We start from the raw sequence: 17842 nt of genomic DNA on the forward strand, positions 1-17842 counted from the left end.
TGGCGACCGGATCTCCCCATGCCTCGACCTGGTAGGTCCAGCGGCCCGGTTTCCCGTCGACGGTGACGGTGGCGCCCCAGCGGTCGGTGCCGGGGGCCAGCTCCCGCATCGGGGTCCAGGGGCCCGGGCGGCCCTTGGGGTCCGTCAGGACGACGTTGGCGGCGACGGCGTCATGGCCCTCGCGGAAGACGGTGGCGGTGACCTCGAACGACTCCCCGGTGACCGCCTTGGCGGGCCGGCGCCCCTGCTGGATCAGCGGGCGGACGTCGAGGACGGGTATGCGGCCGACGGCGGTGGCCTCGTCCGCGGGGGGTGGCGCGGCGGATGACGTGCGCCGGGTCGGAGGTGCTGACGGCTGGTGCGTGGCGGGCATGACCGCTCCTGTCCGCGGCAACGAGGGTGTGGGCGGATGGATGGTGGGGAGGTGGGTCCTGCGGGGTGTACCTGGTGTTGTACCGCTGCCTGGTGTCAGTGCTGTGTCTGTGGGGTGTACCGGAGGAGCCTTCCCACCCTATTCGGGTGGGCAATCCGGCACTTTGTTAACTACTCAGCCGTATGTCTACGCACAAGACAGGCCCCGTTCACGGCGAACGGGGCCGGTGGCGTGATCGCATACCAGAAACCGCTTTACGACTCCGGCACCCGCAGGAGCCTGTTCGGCGACCCGCGCCCCGCATTCGACACCTTCCCGCTCGCCGCCCCCGCAATCAGGGCGCCGGCGACCCGGGCGGGGGTCGCCCCGGGGTGCCCGGCGAGGTAGAGGGCGGCGGCGCCCGCGACGTGCGGTGCCGCCATCGACGTACCCGAGTAGGTCGCCCTCGCGGTGTCGCTCGCGTTCGAGTCCGAGGTGATCGCCACGCCCGGGGCGAACAGGTCGACGGCGGAACCGTAGTCGGAGAAGCCCGGGCGGGTGTCGGTGCGGTCGGTGGCGCCGACGGTGAGGGCCTGCGACACGTCGGCCGGTGAGTAACGGGCCGCCGGGAGGCCGTCGTTGCCGGCGGCGACCGTGTAGGTCACGCCCGCCTTGATCGAGTTCCGTACGGCGGTGTCCAGTTGGGCGCTGTGGTAGCCGCCCAGGCTGAGGTTGGCGACCGTCGGCCTGCGGGCGTGCGCGGTGACCCAGTCGACACCGGCGATGACCTGGGCGGTGGTGCCCGACCCGGTGTCGTCCAGAACCCGCACGGAGACGATCCGGGCCTTCTTGGCGACGCCGTACCTGGTGCCGGCGATGATGCCGGCGACATGGGTGCCGTGCCCGTTGCCGTCGCCGGCGGACCTGTCGTTCCCCACGAAGTCCCAGCCGTAGCTCGCGCGTCCGCCGAAGTCTGCGTGGGTGATGCGGACACCGGTGTCGATCACGTACACCGTGACGCCCGCGCCCGCCGACCCCGGCGAGGTGTACGACCCGTTCAGCGGGAGCCCTGCCTGGTCGACGCGGTCCAGGCCCCAGGACGGCGGGTGCTTCTGGGTGCTGTTCCGGGTGTCGGCCCGGGTAATCGCCTGTGTGTTCGCCCGCGTGCTCGTCTGTGCGCTCGCCTGCGTACTCGTCTGTGTGCGGGCCAGCCGCACCCGGCTGTCCTGGACGACCGAGGCGACCCGTGAGTCCGCGGCGAGCCGTCCGGCCTGTGCAGCGCTTGCTTCGACGGCGTAGCCGTTCAGCACGGTGCCGTAAGTATGGCTGATTTTTGCCCCATACCGGGCGGCGACGTCCCTCCCGGCCGCCGACGCCCCCTCGATCCCCTCCTTGAGCGTCACCAGATAACTCCCGCCGACCGCACCGGCCCGGCCGGCGCCGACGACGGTTCCCTCCGGTACGGCGTGCGCGGGCAGGGTGGCCGTCGACAGCACCGCGGCCGTGACGACCGTGATCAAGCCCCCCACCGGACGCGGACGCCGGCTGTACCTCCGTGACATGGCTGCGAGTCCCCCTCCTCGGCTCAGGGAGGCAGGGTCTCGTACGGGGCGAAAACCGACAAGAAGGCACCCGAGGACGAGGCCGTTCGGGCCGGAGCGGAGGTCCGGGGGCGGCAGCCCCCGGCGGCACCCCGACACCGGTACTGTCTGAGGGACGCCGAGCCGCACACCGCCGTACGGCTCCCACCGCGAACGCGTGGAGTGGAATGTGAAGGCGATCCGCCGGTTCACCGTCCGTCCCGTCCTCCCCGAGCCCCTCCGCCCCCTCAGCGACCTGGCCCGCAACCTGCGCTGGTGCTGGCACGCCGAGACCCGTGACCTCTTCCAGGCCGTCGACCCCGAGCGCTGGGCCGCCTCCGAGGGCGACCCGGTGCGGCTGCTCGGCAGTGTGCCGCCGGCCCGCCTCGCCGAACTGGCCGGGGACCGCCGCTTCCTGCACCGGCTGACCGCGGTCGCCGACGACCTGGGCGACTACGTGACCGGCGACCGCTGGTACCAGACCCGGCCTCAGTCGGCCGATCTCCCGGCCGCCGTCGCCTACTTCTCACCTGAGTTCGGCATCACGGCCGCCCTGCCCCAGTACTCCGGCGGCCTCGGCATCCTGGCCGGCGACCACCTCAAGTCGGCCAGCGACCTCGGCGTGCCGCTGATCGGTGTCGGCCTGCTCTACCGGCACGGCTACTTCCGGCAGACCCTGTCCCGGGACGGCTGGCAGCAGGAGCACTATCCCGTCCTCGACCCCAACGAACTCCCCGTGGCCCTGCTGAAGGAGGCCGACGGCACCCCCGCGCACGTCTCCCTCGCGCTGCCGGGCGGCAGACTGCTGCGGGCCCGCATCTGGCTGGCCCAGGTCGGCCGGGTGCCGCTGCTGATGCTGGACTCGGACGTCGAGGAGAACGACGTCGGCGAACGCGGCGTCACCGACCGGCTCTACGGCGGCGGCAGCGAGCACCGGCTGCTCCAGGAGATGCTGCTCGGCATAGGGGGTGTCCGGGCCGTACGGACGTACTGCCGGCTCACCGGCCACCCCGAGCCCGAGGTGTTCCACACCAACGAGGGGCACGCCGGCTTCCTCGGCCTGGAGCGGATCGCCGAACTGGTCGCCGCCGGGCTGGACTTCGACGCGGCGCTGGAAGCGGTCCGGGCCGGAACCGTCTTCACCACCCACACGCCCGTGCCGGCCGGCATCGACCGCTTCGACCGCGAGCTGGTCGCCCACCACTTCGGTGCCGACGCCGAGCTCCCCGGGATCGGGGTCGAGCACATCCTGCGGCTCGGCATGGAGACCTACCCCGGCGGCGAGCCCAACCTGTTCAACATGGCCGTGATGGGGCTGCGGCTCGCCCAGCGCGCCAACGGGGTCTCGCTGCTGCACGGCAACGTCAGCCGGGAGATGTTCTCCGGGCTGTGGCCGGGGTTCGACCCCGACGAGGTGCCGATCACCTCGGTGACGAACGGGGTGCACGCCCCGACCTGGGTGGCCCCGGAGGTGGTCCGGCTGGGGGCCCGGCGGCTGGGCGACCGCCGTACCGAGGAGGCGCTGACCGTCGGCGGTCCGGAGCGCTGGGACGCGGTCGCCGACGTCGCCGACCAGGAGATCTGGGAGCTGCGCCGCAGCCTGCGCGAGCAGTTGGTGCTGGAGGTGCGGGAGCGGCTGCGGGCGTCCTGGCGGCAGCGCGGCGCGGGCACGGCGGAGCTGGGCTGGATCGACAACGCCCTCGACCCGGACGTCCTGACCATCGGGTTCGCCCGGCGCGTCCCGTCGTACAAACGTCTCACGCTCATGCTGCGCGACCGCGACCGGCTGCTGGACCTCCTGACCCACCCGGACCACCCGATCCAGATCGTGGTGGCCGGCAAGGCGCACCCGGCCGACGACGGGGGCAAGCGGCTGGTCCAGGAACTGGTCCGGTTCACCGACGACCCGCGGGTCCGGCACCGGATCGTCTTCCTGCCCGACTACGGCATGGCGATGGCGCAGAAGCTCCTGCCCGGCTGCGACATCTGGCTGAACAACCCCCTCCGTCCCCTGGAGGCGTGCGGGACGAGCGGGATGAAGGCGGCGCTCAACGGCGGCCTCAACCTCTCCGTCCTGGACGGCTGGTGGGACGAATGGTTCCAGCCGGACTTCGGCTGGGCGATCCCGACGGCGGACGGCGCCGGCACCGATCCCGACCGCCGGGACGACATCGAGGCCGCCGCGCTGTACGACCTCCTCGAACAGCGGGTCACCCCGCGGTTCTACGAGCGCGGCCGCAGCGGTCTGCCGGACCGCTGGATCGAGATGGTCCGCCAGACCCTCACCCTCCTCGGTCCCAAGGTGCTGGCCGGCCGCATGGTCCGGGAGTACGTGGAGCGCCTCTACACCCCGGCGGCCCACGCCCACCGGTCCATGACCCCGGACACGGCCCGTGAACTGTCCGCCTGGAAGAGCAGGGTGCGGGCGGCCTGGCACGGCGTCTCGGTGGACCACGTCGAGACGGCCACCGCCACGGCCACCGCCGAACTCGGCACCACCCTCGCCCTGCGCGTCCGCGTCCGCCTCGGCGACCTCGCCCCCGACGACGTGGAGGTCCAGGCCGTCTCCGGCCGCGTCGACCCGGAGGACCGCATCACGGACGCGACCACGGTGCCGCTGAAGCCGATCTCCGGCCCCGACCTGGAGGGCCACTGGACCTACGAGGGCCCCCTCTCCCTCGACCGCACGGGCCCCTACGGCTACACGGTCCGCATCCTCCCCACCCACCGCCTGCTGGCCTCCGGTGCCGAACTGGGCCTGGTGGTGGTGCCCGCGGAGGGGGCGGTGCCGGGGGCCGGGGTGCTGCTGCGCTGAGGTCCCGGGAGGCTTCGAGGGCGGGTGGTGGTCTCCGCTCGCCCTCACCTCCGGCCGTCGGCCGGTCGGGGTTCGCCCGGCGCGGACCCGTCAGAACTCCGGCGCCACGTCCGCGCACAGCCTCCGCAGCACCGCCCCGCACCTACGGGCATACGCCTGCTGCAAGCCCCGGGTCGCGGCGCCGCCCGCGCGGGCGTACCACTTGGTGGGTCTGCTGAAGGCGGCGACCGTGAGCCAGACCGTGCCGTCGCCGGTGCGGTCGACGACGAAGGCCTCCTCGCCGCTTTCGGGGTGGCCGGCGAGGGTGCCGTAGGCCCAGCCGGCGCGGCGGGACTCCTCGGCCGTCCAGACCACGCGGCAGGGGGCCTTGATGAGGCCGGCCAGGGTGACGGTGACGTCGACGCCGGGGGCCGCGCGGTCGGCCGAGGCGTCGATGCCCACGCCGAGGGCGCGGTGGAGTTCCCAGGTGAGGACCGCTTCGGCGGCCCGGTGGAAGACCTCCTGGCCCTCGCCTATGCGCGTGCGCACGTGCAGCGGGTGGAAGCCCGGGGGGCAGGCGGCGAGGTTCTCGCGGGTGGCGCCGACCGCCTCGTACGTGAAGGACATGGGAGAGAGCGTAGGACGGGCCCCCGGGACGGCTTCGTCCCGGGGGCCCGCCTGGGCGTTCCGCTAGCGCGTCACGCGGTCACGTTGACGGCGGTCCAGGCCGCCGCCACCGCGTTGTACTCGGTGGAGCCGGAGCCGTACAGCGCGGCCGCCGCGGAGAGCGTGCCGGTGCGGGCCGACTTGTAGTTGGTGGTCGACGTGAAGTACGTGGTCAGGGCCTTGTACCAGATCTGGAGGGCCTTGTCCCGGCCGATGCCGGTGAGGGTGGAGCTGTTGTACGTCGGCGAGTTGTAGCTGACGCCGTTGATGGTCTTCGAACCGCTGCCCTCCGAGAGGAGGTAGAAGAAGTGGTTCGCGACGCCGGACGAGTAGTGCACGTCCAGGTTCTTCACCGACGAGGACCAGTAGTTGGCGGAGGCGCCGTCCTTGCTGGGCTGGTCCATGTAGCGCAGCGGGGTGCCGTCGCCGTTGATGTTGATCTTCTCGCCGATGAGGTAGTCGCCGACGTCGGAGGAGTTGCCGGCGTAGAACTCCACGCCGGTGCCCATGATGTCGGAGGTGGCCTCGTTCAGGCCGCCGGACTCGCCGCTGTAGTTGAGGCCCGCGGTGTTGGAGGTGACACCGTGGCTCATCTCGTGGCCGGCCACGTCCAGCGAGGTCAGCGGGTGGGTGTTGCTGGAGCCGTCGCCGTAGGTCATGCAGAAGCAGCTGTCGTCCCAGAAGGCGTTGACGTAGCCGCTGCTGTAGTGGACGCGGGAGTAGGCGGCGACGCCGTTGTTCTTGATGCCGCTGCGGCCGAACGTGTTCTTGTAGAAGTCCCAGGTCTCCTGGGCGCCGTAGGCGGCGTCCACGGCGGCGGTCTGGTCGGTGGAGGAGCTGGAGGCCGCGCCGGTGCCCCAGGTGTTGTCGGCGTCGGTGAACAGCGTGCCGGTGCCGGAGGTGCCACGGGCCAGGTTGTACGTCTTGTGGCCGCCGCGGGAGGTGTCGTACAGCTGGTACGTCGAGCCCGACAGGTTGGTGGTGAGGCTGACGGTGCCGGAGTAGAGGCTCTTGCCGGTGCCCGTGGCGTTCTCGATGCCCTGGTACTCGAAGAGCTTCTTGCCGGTGGCGGCGTCGGTGACGACGTGCAGCTGGTTCGGGGTGCCGTCGTCCTGGAAGCCGCCGACGATGGTCTCGTAGGCGAGGACGGGGGTGCCTGAGCCGGCCCAGATCACCTTGCGGGCACCGTCCGCTGCCTGCTTGGTGGAGCCGAGGGTCTTGGCCGCGGTGAGCGCGGACTTCTCGGCCTTGGCGGCGGTGATCTGCGGCTTGAGCGAGGCGACCTTGATGGTGGCCTTGTTCGCCTTGGTCACACCCTCCGTCTTGCCGGCCTTGGAGGTGTGCACGACGAGGTCGCCGCCGAGGACGGGCAGGCCCGCGTAGGTGCGCTCGTAGCGCGTGTGGACCGTGCCGTCGACGTCCTTCACGACGTCCTTGACGACCAGCTTCTCCTTGGCGCCGAGGCCTATCTGCTGGGCCGTCTCGGCGACGTTCGCGTCCGCCTTCTGGATCAGGGCGGTGCGGGCGGAGTTGGAGAGCAGCGTGGGGGCGGCGGCCAGCGGCTTCTTGTCGACGGCCGAGGCGTTCGCGGTCAGACCCGTGGTGAGGAGGGCGCCGGCGGCGACAGCGGTGGCGATGGCGAGCGTGGTGCGCTTGTGACGCGCGTAGAGGGGGCTCACTCAAGCTCCTTCAGGATGTGGGGAGTCCGGGCGGAGTGGGGTTACCGGCCCGACTGTGGGGTTGTGAAGTTGCTGTGCTGTGCGACGGGTGAGGGAAGAGTGACATCAAGGTCGCGTACATGTCAGGACCCTGAAGTGATGTTGGCCGAAAAGCAGGTGTTGGGTGAACGTTGCGGCCATGTAAATCGGGCGCCGCCCGGGGGGAGGTCCCCCGCGGACGGCGCCCGGTGCGCGCGGCTGTCGCCAGCGGTTACGGGAAGGTCAGCTTCCACCCGTTGATGGTGCCGACGTCCTGCGCGGCCTGGTCCTGGACCTTCAGTTTCCAGGTGCCATTGGCCGATTCCGACGAGGCGTTCACCGTGTAGGTGTCCGTCACGTTGTCCGCCGAGTCGGAGGAGCTGAAGTTCTTCAGGCGGTACGACGTTCCGGACGGACCGACGAGGTCGACCACCAGATCGCCGCGCCACGTGTGGCTGATATTCGGCGTTACCTGCAAGTTGCTCGGCGCGTTGCCGGTCCGGCCGGAGACCGTGATCGACGAGGTGACCGCGGGCCCGTTGTCCGGAATCGACACGGCCGTGGTGCTCTCGTACGAGGTGCCCGTGCCGCCACCGCCGCCGGAGCGCGAGCCGACCGCCACGGCCGCCCAGGCGTCCTGCACCGCCTTGTACTCGGTGCTGGTGGTGCCGTACAGCTCACCCGCCGCCGCGAGGGTGCCGGTGCGGGCCGCCGCGTAGTTGGTGGTCGAGGTGAACTTGGTGGTGAGCGCGCGGTACCAGATCTGCAGCGCCTTGTCGCGGCCGATGCCGGTGACCGGAAGGCCGTCCTTGGTGGGCGAGTTGTAGCTGACGCCGTTGATGACCTTGGCGCCGCTGCCCTCGCTCAGCAGGTAGAAGAAGTGGTTCGCGACGCCGGACGAGTAGTGCACGTCCAGGCCGCCGACCGACGAGGACCAGTAGTCCGCCGAACCGCCGTCCTTGCTCGGCTTGTCCATGTAGCGCAGCGGGGTGCCGTCGCCGTTGATGTCGATCTTCTCGCCGATGAGGTAGTCGCCGACGTCGGAGGAGTTGGCCGCGTAGAACTCCACGCCGGTACCGAAGATGTCCGAGGTCGCCTCGTTCAACCCGCCGGACTCGCCGGAGTAGTTGAGACCGGCCGTGTTCGACGTGACGCCGTGGCTCATCTCGTGGCCGGCCACGTCGAGGGCGGTCAGCGGGTCCGCGTTGCCGGAGCCGTCGCCGTAGGTCATGCAGAAGCAGCCGTCGTCCCAGAACGCGTTCACGTACGAGTTGCCGTAGTGGACGCGGGAGTAGGCGCCGACGCCGTTGTTCTTGATGCCGCTGCGCCCGAACGTGTTCTTGTAGAAGTCCCAGGTCTCGGCGGCCCCGTAGTGCGCGTCGGCGCCCGCGGTGGCGGCGTTCGACGTGGTGCCGTTGCCCCAGGTGTTGCTCGACTGCGAGAACAGCGTGCCGGTGCCCGAGGTGCCGTGGTTCAGGTTGTACGTCTTGTGGCCGCCGCGGTCGCCGTCGGTCAGGTTGTACGTCGAGCCCGACTGGGTCGTCGACAGCGACACCGTCCCGCTGTACTGGGTGTTGCCGGTGCCGGTGACGTTCTCGATGCCCTGGTACTGGAAGAGCTTCTTGCCGGTGGCGGCGTCGGTGATGACGTGCAGCTGGTTCGGGGTGCCGTCGTCCTGGAAGCCGCCGACGATGGTCTCGTAGGCGAGGACGGGGGTGCCGGAGCCGGCCCAGATCACCTTGCGGGCGCCGTCCGCGGCCGACTTGGTCGAGCCCAGCGTCTTCGCGGCGGACAGGGCCGTCTTCTCGGCGCTGGCCGCACTCCGGGCCGGGGTCAGGTCGGTGACCTTCAGCGTGGCGTTGTTCGCCTTCACGACCCGTTCGGTGGCGCCCGACTTGGCGGTGTCGACGATCAGGTCGCCGCCGAGGACGGGCAGGCCCGCGTAGGTGCGCTCGTAGCGCGTGTGCAGGGTGCCGTCGGCGTCCTTGACGACGTCCTTGACGACCAGCTTCTCCTGGGTGCCGAGGCCTATCGCCTTGGCGGTGGCGGCCCGCTCACCACTCGCGTCGCGGAGCAGTTCGGCGCGCTGCGAGGGGGAGAGCTTGACCGCCGCGTGGGCCGGGTTGGCCCTGCCGAGCTGCGGGGCGGCCGGGGCGGCGCTGGCGGCGCCCGACTGGACGGCGGCGGCGATCAGGGCGCCGACACCGGCGAGGGCGACGGCCGCGGTGCGGCGGTACGTGCTGTGGGGGGTGCGTCTGCGAGAGGAACTGCTACTCAACACTGACTCCTTCTGCGTGGCCGCGGGTCGCACGGCCAGGGGAGATCCGGACGGCGGGTGGGCCGGCCGGGCAGAACTGGGCGTAACGCGGAACCATGTGCGCATGCAGAGCCGGACCCGGCAGCAGCGACGGAGTGAATCTGTGGGGTTGCTGTGAGTCGGCCGTGGGAAGAGTGGCAGCAGAAAACGCCACCTGTCAGGACCGCGTCAGAAACTTGGCCGGAAATCGTCCGTTGACCGGATGTTCATGTTCGGTATGCGGATTGTTGAGGGGTCGTCAAGGCCCCCAGGCCGTCCAGGGCATCAAGGAGACGGTGGCTGTGCGGCTGTGGCTCAGGGTGCCTTGTCGCCGTGCCAGGTCGCCCACAGCGCCGCGTACGCCCCGCCCGCCGCCACCAGTTCCTCGTGCGTGCCCAGTTCGGTGAGGAGGCCGCCCTCCATCACGGCCACCCGGTCGGCGTCGTGCGCGGTGTGCAGCCGGTGGGCGATGGCGATGACCGTGCGGCCTTCGAGCACGGCGGCCAGGGCGCGCTCGGTGTGCCGGGCGGTCGCCGGGTCCAGCAGCGCGGTCGCCTCGTCCAGGATCAGCGTGTGCGGGTCGGCCAGCACCACCCGGGCCAGCGCGAGTTGCTGGGCCCGGGAGCCGTCGGCGGCCGTGCCGCCCGCACCGAGCGGGGTGTCGAGGCCCTCGGGCAGACCGCGCACCCAGTCGTCGGCGCCGACGGCGGTCAGCGCCGCCCACAGGTCGGCGTCGGTCGCGGCCGGTTCGGCGATCAGCAGGTTGTCCCGGACCGTGCCGAGGAAGACGTGGTGCTCCTGGGTGACCAGGACGACCTGGCGCCGCAGCCGCTCCGGTTCCAGCCCGGCGATCGGCACCCCGCCCACGGTCACCGTGCCCGACCCGGGCGCGTCGACGCCCGCCAGCAGCCGGCTCAGCGTCGTCTTCCCGGCACCGGAAGGACCCACCACCGCGAGCCGCTCCCCGGGCCGCACCGTCAGGTCCACCCCGCGCAGCACCTCGCCGCCGCGCTCGTAGGCGTACCGCACCCCGCGCACGTCGATCCGGTCGTCCGCGGGAGCCGGCGCGGCGCCGTCCGCCACCGCCCGCGGGGCCCCTGCCAGCCCCTCCACCCGGGCGAACGAGGCACTGCTGGACTGGAGTTGCTCCATCCGGATCAGGATCTGGTCCAGCGGCTCGGTGAACTGCCGCAGATACAGCGCCGCGGACACCACCACGCCGACGCCCACGTGCAGCAGCCCGCCGACCAGCAGCACCCCGGCCACCGGCACCGTGTACGACACCTCGACCGCCGGGAAGAACACGGTCCGCAGCCACAGGGTGTAGAACCGGGCCTTCCGGTTGGTCTCCAGCGCGTCCCGGCTCGCGGTGATCCGCTGCTCCCGGAGCCGGAACGCCTCCACCGTACGGGCGCCGGTCACCGTGGCCGTGACGATCTCCGCGACCCCGGAGGTGGCAGCGCCCTCGGCGAGATAGCCGTCCCGGGCCCGGCGCAGGTACCAGCGCAGCGCGAACCACACCGGCGTCAGCCCGAGCACCCCGAACGCGGCCAGCGCCGGGTCGAGGACGAACACCGCGCCCATCACGAACACCGCCTGCACCGAGTTGACCAGCAGCTCGGGACCGGCGTCCCGCAGGGTGGTGCCGACGGTGCTCACGTCGCCCGTGCCGCGCGCGGTCAGGTCGCCGGTGCCGGCCCGCTCCACCACCGACGCGGGCAGCGCCAGCGCCCGGTCCACGAACTCCTCGCGGACGCGGGCCAGCGTCCGCTCGCCGAAGCGGTGGCCGAGGTAGCGGGCGGAGCGGGCCAGCAGCAGCTGGGCGAGGGAGCAGAGCAGGATCCACCGGGCGAGGTGGTCCACGGCGCCGACCCCGCGGCCGGCCCGTACCTCGTCCACGATCCGGCCCACCAGCCAGGGGCCGACGAGGCCGGCGCCGGCCGCCGCCGCGTTCAGCAGCAGCGCGCCGGCGAACGGCCCGCGCTCCGCCCGTACCAGGCGGAGGGTGGCCCGGCGCACCTCGGCGCGTGAGGCGACCGGGAGTTGACCCGTCGTCACCTTGCGAACTCCTCGTCCTCCGTGTCCCGGGCCACCAGGGCCCGGTAGCCGGGTGCGTGGTCCAGGAGGCCCTCGTGCGTGCCGGTCGCGGCGACCTTGCCGTCGACCAGGAAGACCACCTCGTCGGCGTGGGCCAGCAGCAGCGGGGAGGTGGTGGTGAGGAGGGTGGTGCGGCCGGCGCGGGCGGTGCGGAGGCGTTCCGCCACGAGGGACTCGGTGTGGGCGTCGAGGGCGGAGGTGGGTTCCACGGCGAGGAGGACCTCGGGGTCGGTCAGCAACGCCCGTACGAGCCGGATGCGTTGGCGTTGGCCGCCGGAGAGGTTGCGGGCCTGGGCGGTGAGTTCGGAGTCGAGGCCGGCGGGGAGGCCCTGGACGATGTCGTTCGCCGCGGCGGCGTGCAGGGCGTGGGCGGTTTTCGCGTCAGGGGGTGCCTCGCGATGTGCGGTGGCGGGTGCGGCGCCGTCGTGGCTGGCCGCGCCCACGCGGCGGCAGCCGCAGATCGGATACAGCCCCGCGCCCCTTTGGGGCGCGTTGTGACAGCCGCAAGCCGGAACCATCCCCGTGCCCCTGGAAGGGCGCGTTCCGCCTGCGCTTACGGCGTCGCGCAGAGTGCCCGCGAACAGGTCGGCATCGTTGTCGGCGACCAGGATGCGGGACCGCACCTCTGTCAGAGATACGGCGTCGAGACGTACGCCTCCCCAGGTCGCGTCCGAGGGGGTGTAGCGGCCCAGGCGGTCGATCACCGCGGTGGATTCCGTCGCGCTCACCAGGGCCGTCAGGCGGCCGGGGCAGACCCGTACGCCCGACTCCGGGTCGTGCAGGACGGCGGGGCCGGCCGGGGGCCGCTCGGTGCCCTCGTCCGGCTGCGGCTCGTGGCGCAGGAGGCGTACGACCCTGCGGGCGGCCACCACGCCCCGGCTCAGCTGGTAGCCCATGTCGAGGAAGAAGGCCACCGGGCCCACCAGGACCGCGACATAGCCGTACACCGACACCAGCTGGCCCACCGTGATGTCGCCGCGGGCGGCCATCCGGGCGGCGATCCAGGTCACCACCGCCAGGAACACCGTCGGCAGGCCCATGCCCAGCGCCTGGACCCAGCTGGCGACCGCGCCCACCCGGTAGCCCTGGGCGCGCAGGTGCCCGGAGTCGCGGCGGAAGGCGTCCGCGAACAGGCCCTTGCCACCGAGGCCGTTGAGGACGCGCAGGCCGCCCGCGAGGTCGCCGATCCGGGCCGTGAGGACGCGCTGGCGCTCCCGGTACTCGGTCTCCCTGGCCTGCAGCCGCCGGGCCAGCGGCCCCGCGAGCAGGGCCACCACCGGCACCCCGAGCAGCACCACGCCGGTCAGCAGGGGCGAGATCGTCAGCAGCAGACCGGCCACCACCCCGTACACGACGACCGCGCCCACCCCGGGCCCGACGACGGTCAGCGCCTGGGCGATGGTGTGCACGTCGCCCACGCCGATCGTGACGACCTCCCCGGCGTCGGACCGGCGCGACAGCTCGGCGCCGAGCCGTACCGTCTGCCCGACGAGCACCTTGACCGTGCGGAAGTAGGCGTCCATCCGCACCCGGGTCATCGTGCGGTGGCGCATGATGCTGATCCAGGAGTTGACCGCCCCGAGCACGAAGATCGCCGCCGTCCACCCGGCGAGCACCGCCATGCGGCCCGGCACCAGGCCGTCGTCCACGGCCCGGGACATCATGTACGGCGTCGCGGCCATCAGCGTCAGCCAGACACTGGCCAGCAGCGCCCCGGCGAGCGAGCGGCCCGGCTGGCAGGCCACCAGCCACCACAGGTAGGACCACCCGCCACGCCTGTCGGGCGTGCCCGGATCCTCGTACGCGTCGATCACCCTGCGCTCCCCCGATCCGTCCGTTACGCCAGACTGTCCCGCCACGCCCGGTGCAGATCCGCGAACCTGCCCGTGCCCGCGATGAGTTCGGCCGGGCGGCCGTCCTCGACGATGCGGCCGTGCTCCATCACCAGTACCCGGTCGGCGATCTCCACGGTGGACAGCCGGTGCGCGATCACCACCGCGGTACGGCCCTTGAGGACCGTCGACATCGCGCGCTGCACGGCCCGTTCCCCGGGGATGTCCAGCGAGCTGGTCGCCTCGTCGAGGATCAGCACCGCCGGGTCGGCGAGCAGGGCCCGGGCGAACGCGACCAGTTGGCGCTGCCCGGCCGAGATGCGCCCGCCGCGCTTGCGGACGTCCGTGTCGTACCCGTCGGGCAGCGCGGCGATGAACTCGTGGGCGCCGATCGCCTTGGCGGCCTGCTCGATCTCCTCCCGGGTGGCGTCCGGGCGGCCGATGGCGATGTTCTCGGCGACCGTGCCGGAGAACAGGAACGACTCCTGGGTGACCATCACCACCCCGCGGCGGAGTTCGCGCACGGTCAGCTCGCGCAGGTCCACGCCGTCCAGGAGGACCCGGCCGTCGGAGGGGTCGTAGAAGCGGGCCAGCAGCTTGGCGAGCGTCGACTTGCCGGCGCCGGTGGAGCCGACGACCGCGACCGTCTGCCCGGCCGGGAGGGTGAGGTCGAAGACCGGCAGCACCTCGCCGCCGGTGCGGTAGGCGAAACGGACACCGTCGAAGACGACCTCCCGGCCCGGCAGTTCCGCCGCCGAGGGGGGCAGCTCCTTCGGGACCGAGGGCTCCGGGACGGACGGGGTCTGGGCCAGCAGGCCCGCGATCTTCTCCAGCGAGGCCGCGGCCGACTGGTAGGAGTTGAGGAACATGCCGAGGCGGTCGATCGGGTCGTACAGCCGCCGCAGGTAGAGCACGGCCGCGGCCAGGACGCCCAGCTCCAGCGAGCCGGACGCCACCCGGGAGGCGCCCCACAGCACGATCACCGCGACCGAGGTGTTGGCGACCAGCCGGGAGCCGACCACGTACCGCGCCATCTCCAGCAGCGCGTCGCCGTTCGTCCGCTCGTGGCGGCGGTTCAGCACGGCGAACTCGGCGTCGTTGGCGGCCTCCCGGCGGAACGCGCGCACCGGGCGGATGCCGTTCATCGTCTCCACGAACTTCACGATCACCGACGCGATCGCCGTGGACCGCGCCTTGTACACCCGCACCGCGCGCCGCTGGTACAGCCGCACGAGCAGGTACAGCGGGACGAAGCTGACCACCGCGACCGCGCCGAGGCCCAGGTCCAGCCAGAGCAGCATCGCCGAGATGTAGAGGAAGGAGAGGATGACCGTGACCAGCTCCTGGAGGCCCTCGGCCAGCAGCTCGCGCAGCGACTCGACGTCCGTGGTGGAGCGGGAGATGAGCCGGCCCGACGTGTAGCGCTCGTGGAAGTCGACGCTCAGCGCCTGCGCGTGGCGGAAGATACGCCCGCGCAGGTCCAGCAGCACGTCCTGGTTCACGCGGGCGGAGGCCTTGACGAACGCGTACTGGAGGCCGCCGGAGACCACGGCGCTCAGGCCGTACCCGGCCGCGACCGCGAACAGCGGGCCGTGGTCGTGGCGGCGGAAGGCCGGTACGGCCGTGTCGATTGCGTACGCCACCAGCAGCGGGCCCGCCTGCACCGCCGCCTGCTGGAGCAGCAGGAGGAGCGTGGTGACGGCGACCCGCGCCTTCATGGGGGCGAGGAGCGAGCGCAGCAGGGTGGCCGTGGCGCCGGGCGGGGTGGGCAGGACGTCCCGGTCGAACGGGTCGCCGCCCGCGTCGCCGGTGGGCTCGGGCCTGGGGAGTTCGTCGTCCTCGTCGGGGGCGGGGAGGGAGGTGGCTGCGGTCATCGGCGGTGATCCTCCCCGGACATCAGGTGGGCGTACTCGGCGTTCGTGCGCAGCAGTTCGTGGTGGGTGCCGACGGCGGTGACCCGGCCGCCGGAGAGCAGCGCGACCCGGTCGGCGAGCAGCACGGTGGAGGGGCGGTGGGCGACGATCAGCGCGGTGGTGTCGGCGAGTACGTCGCGCAGCGCCGCCTCCACGGCGGCCTCCGTGTGCACGTCCAGCGCGGACAGCGGGTCGTCGAGCACGAGGAAGCGGGGCCGGCCGACGACCGCCCGCGCGAGCGCGAGGCGTTGCCGCTGGCCGCCGGAGAGGCTGAGGCCCTGCTCGCCGACCTGGGTCGCGGTGCCCTGCGGGAGGGCGTGCGCGAAGTCGGCCTGCGCGACGGCGAGGGCCCGGGTCAGCTCGGGTTCGCCGGCGCCGTCCTCGGCTCCCATGAGCACGTTCTCGCCGACGGAGGCGGAGAAGAGGGTGGGTTCCTCGAAGGCGACGGCGACGAGGGAGCGGAGTTCCTCGCGGGGCATGGCGGTGATGTCCCGGCCGTCGAGCGTGATCCGCCCGGAAGTGGTCTCGTGCAGGCGGGGCACGAGGGCGGTGAGGGTGGTCTTGCCGCTGCCGGTGGCGCCGACGAGGGCCATGGACTCGCCGGGGCGGATGTGCAGGTCGACGAAGTCGAGTGTCGGGGCGGAGTCGGGGGCGGCGTCGGGGTAGCGGAACTGCACGTTCTCGAAGCGGATGCCATCGGGTCCGGGGGCCGGTCCGCTGTCGGGCGTGGCGCCGTCGTGGCTTGTCGCGCAGTTCCCCGCGCCCCTTTGGGGCGCTGCGCTGAGGCGCCCTGTAAGGGGCGCGGGGAACTGCGCGCTCGGCCCCCACGCACCCGCACCCGACAACGGACCGGCGTCCTCCCGCAACGCGTCCCGCACCTCGAAGTACCGCTCCGTCGCCGTCGCCGCCTCCTGGCTCATCGCCAGGAGGAAGCCGATCGACTCCACCGGCCACCGCAGCGCCAGCGCCGTCGACAGGAACGCCACCAGCGTCCCCGCGCTCAGCTCGCCCTCCGCGACCTGGATCGAACCCCACAGCAGCGCCGCCCCGATCGCCACCTCCGGCAGCGTGACGATGACGCCCCAGATCATCGCCAGCAGCCGCGCCTTGCGCAGCTCCGTGCCCCGCAGGGTCCGCACCAGTTCACGGAACGCGTGCGCCTGACTGCGGTGGCGGCCGAAGCCCTTGATGATGCGGATGCCGAGCACGCTCTCCTCGACCACCGTCGTCAGGTCGCCCACCTGGTCCTGGGCGAGCCGCGCCACCTCCGCGTACCGGTTCTCGAAGATCACGCACGTCCAGATCACCGGGATCGTGGGCCCGAGGACGACCAGGCCCAGCGTCCAGTCCTGCGCCAGCATGATCAGCACGCCGACGAGGATCGTCACCCCGTTCACCAGCAGGAAGGTCAGCGGGAAGGCGAGGAACATGCGGAGCAGCATCAGGTCGGTGGTGGCCCGGGAGAGCAGCTGCCCCGAGGCCCAGCGGTCGTGGAAGGCGACCGGCAGGCGCTGAAGATGGCCGTACAGGTCCGCCCGCATCCCCGCCTCGACCCGCGAGAGGGGTCTGGCGACCAGCCAGCGGCGCAGCCCGAAGAGCAGCGCTTCCGCGATGCCGAGCAGCAGCAGGTACAGCGCGCCGAGCCACACCCCGGCCGGGTCGCGGTCGGCCACCGGGCCGTCCACCATCCACTTGAGGACGAGGGGGATCACGAGCCCCGTACAGGAGGCGACGACCGCGACGCACGCGGCGACGGACAGCCGCACCCGCACCGGCCGTACGTACGGCCACAGGCGCAGCAGGGCGCGGACGGCGGACCGGTCCTTGGTGGTTGCACGTGTCGGAGGCATCAGTGGCGAGCCTACGGATCGCCACTGACAACGCCCACCGAGTTTTGGCCGGACCGGAATCGGCCGCTGGTCCTACGACCTGGACGTTCGAGGGGCCGTACAGGTGGATCCGCGGCATCAGCCGATCGGTTGATGCCGGTTCCGGCGGGGTGGCCGATGTGGCGGACCCGGGGCGGACGGGACCCTCGGAACATGCCAACCGTCATCGAAGTGACAGACCTGCGGAAGTCCTACGGCGGCCGGACCGTCGTGGACGGGGTGAGTCTCGCCGTCGAGGAGGGCGAGATCTTCGGGATCCTCGGACCGAACGGGGCAGGCAAGACCACCACCGTGGACTGCGTGGAGGGGCTGCGGGTGCCCGACGCGGGACGGGTCTGGGTCACCGGCCTCGACCCCGTCGCCGACCACGAGCAGGTCGCCCGCGTCCTCGGCGCCCAGCTCCGAGAGAGCGAGCTCCAGCCGAAGCTCACCGTCCGCGAGGCCCTTGAGCTGTACGCCTCCTTCTATCCGAGCCCGCTCGACTGGGCCCCGCTCGCCGAGCGCCTCGGACTCACCGGCAAACTCGCCACCCGGTTCGGCAAGCTGTCGGGCGGGCAGAAGCAACGCCTCTTCATCGCACAGGCGTTGATCGGGAACCCGAGGATCGTCGTCCTCGACGAACTGACCACCGGGCTCGACCCGCGGGCCCGGCGGGACACCTGGGAGCTGATCGAGGACGTCTGGGACCGCGAGGTCACCGTCCTCCCGTCCTCCTCGTCACCCACT

General features: G+C 72.2%; 10 protein-coding genes and 1 pseudogene. 2 read left to right on the forward strand and 9 right to left on the reverse strand.

Going from position 1 to position 17842, the window contains the following annotated elements; genetic code table 11:
• Positions 1-373: maltotransferase domain-containing protein (locus ACGF5O_RS32680; protein ID WP_393813504.1), on the reverse strand; the 373-nt coding region annotated here is incomplete at its 3' end.
• 254 nt (positions 374-627) lie between these two features.
• Positions 628-1914 carry a S8 family peptidase gene (locus tag ACGF5O_RS32685; protein WP_393813505.1) on the reverse strand — a complete coding sequence of 429 codons (1287 nt, stop codon included), beginning with the start codon at positions 1912-1914 and terminating at the stop codon, positions 628-630.
• A gap of 208 nt (positions 1915-2122) precedes the next feature.
• On the opposite strand from ACGF5O_RS32685, the gene glgP reads away from it, so the two are divergent.
• Positions 2123-4747: an alpha-glucan family phosphorylase gene (gene glgP / locus ACGF5O_RS32690; RefSeq protein ID WP_393813806.1), complete on the forward strand. Its 2625-nt coding sequence runs from the start codon at positions 2123-2125 to the stop codon at positions 4745-4747.
• Between the two features lie 90 nt (positions 4748-4837).
• On the opposite strand, the gene ACGF5O_RS32695 is transcribed toward glgP, so the two are convergent.
• From ACGF5O_RS32695 to ACGF5O_RS32725, 7 genes are all read right to left on the reverse strand, one after another.
• Positions 4838-5353, reverse strand: a complete 516-nt coding sequence (locus tag ACGF5O_RS32695) for a DUF1990 family protein (protein ID WP_393813506.1) — start codon at positions 5351-5353, stop codon at positions 4838-4840.
• 71 nt (positions 5354-5424) lie between these two features.
• A complete protein-coding gene (locus ACGF5O_RS32700; RefSeq protein WP_393813507.1) occupies positions 5425-7071 on the reverse strand; it encodes a M4 family metallopeptidase in 1647 nt (548 codons plus the stop codon).
• A gap of 250 nt (positions 7072-7321) precedes the next feature.
• On the reverse strand, positions 7322-9367 hold the full coding sequence (locus tag ACGF5O_RS32705) for a M4 family metallopeptidase (RefSeq protein ID WP_393813508.1): 2046 nt from the start codon (positions 9365-9367) through the stop codon (positions 7322-7324).
• Between the two features lie 333 nt (positions 9368-9700).
• Positions 9701-11443, reverse strand: a complete 1743-nt coding sequence (locus tag ACGF5O_RS32710) for an ABC transporter ATP-binding protein (RefSeq protein WP_393813509.1) — start codon at positions 11441-11443, stop codon at positions 9701-9703.
• Positions 11440-13296 (reverse strand): ABC transporter transmembrane domain-containing protein, encoded by a 1857-nt coding sequence (locus ACGF5O_RS32715; protein ID WP_393813510.1) that lies wholly within the window; start codon positions 13294-13296, stop codon positions 11440-11442. Before ACGF5O_RS32715 ends, ACGF5O_RS32710 begins: the two co-directional genes overlap by 4 nt.
• Before the next feature lie 23 nt (positions 13297-13319).
• Positions 13320-15188 (reverse strand): ABC transporter ATP-binding protein, encoded by a 1869-nt coding sequence (locus tag ACGF5O_RS32720; protein WP_393813511.1) that lies wholly within the window; start codon positions 15186-15188, stop codon positions 13320-13322.
• On the reverse strand, positions 15185-17077 hold the full coding sequence (locus ACGF5O_RS32725) for an ABC transporter ATP-binding protein (protein WP_393813512.1): 1893 nt from the start codon (positions 17075-17077) through the stop codon (positions 15185-15187). Before ACGF5O_RS32725 ends, ACGF5O_RS32720 begins: the two co-directional genes overlap by 4 nt.
• A gap of 192 nt (positions 17078-17269) precedes the next feature.
• Here ACGF5O_RS32725 and ACGF5O_RS32730 point away from each other — a divergent pair.
• Positions 17270-17821 (forward strand): annotated as a pseudogene (locus ACGF5O_RS32730) (ABC transporter ATP-binding protein); the annotation flags it as partial.
• Positions 17822-17842 lie beyond the last annotated feature (21 nt).

The sequence above is a fragment of the Streptomyces sp. NPDC048291 genome (assembly GCF_043201715.1).
Taxonomy (GTDB): domain Bacteria; phylum Actinomycetota; class Actinomycetes; order Streptomycetales; family Streptomycetaceae; genus Streptomyces.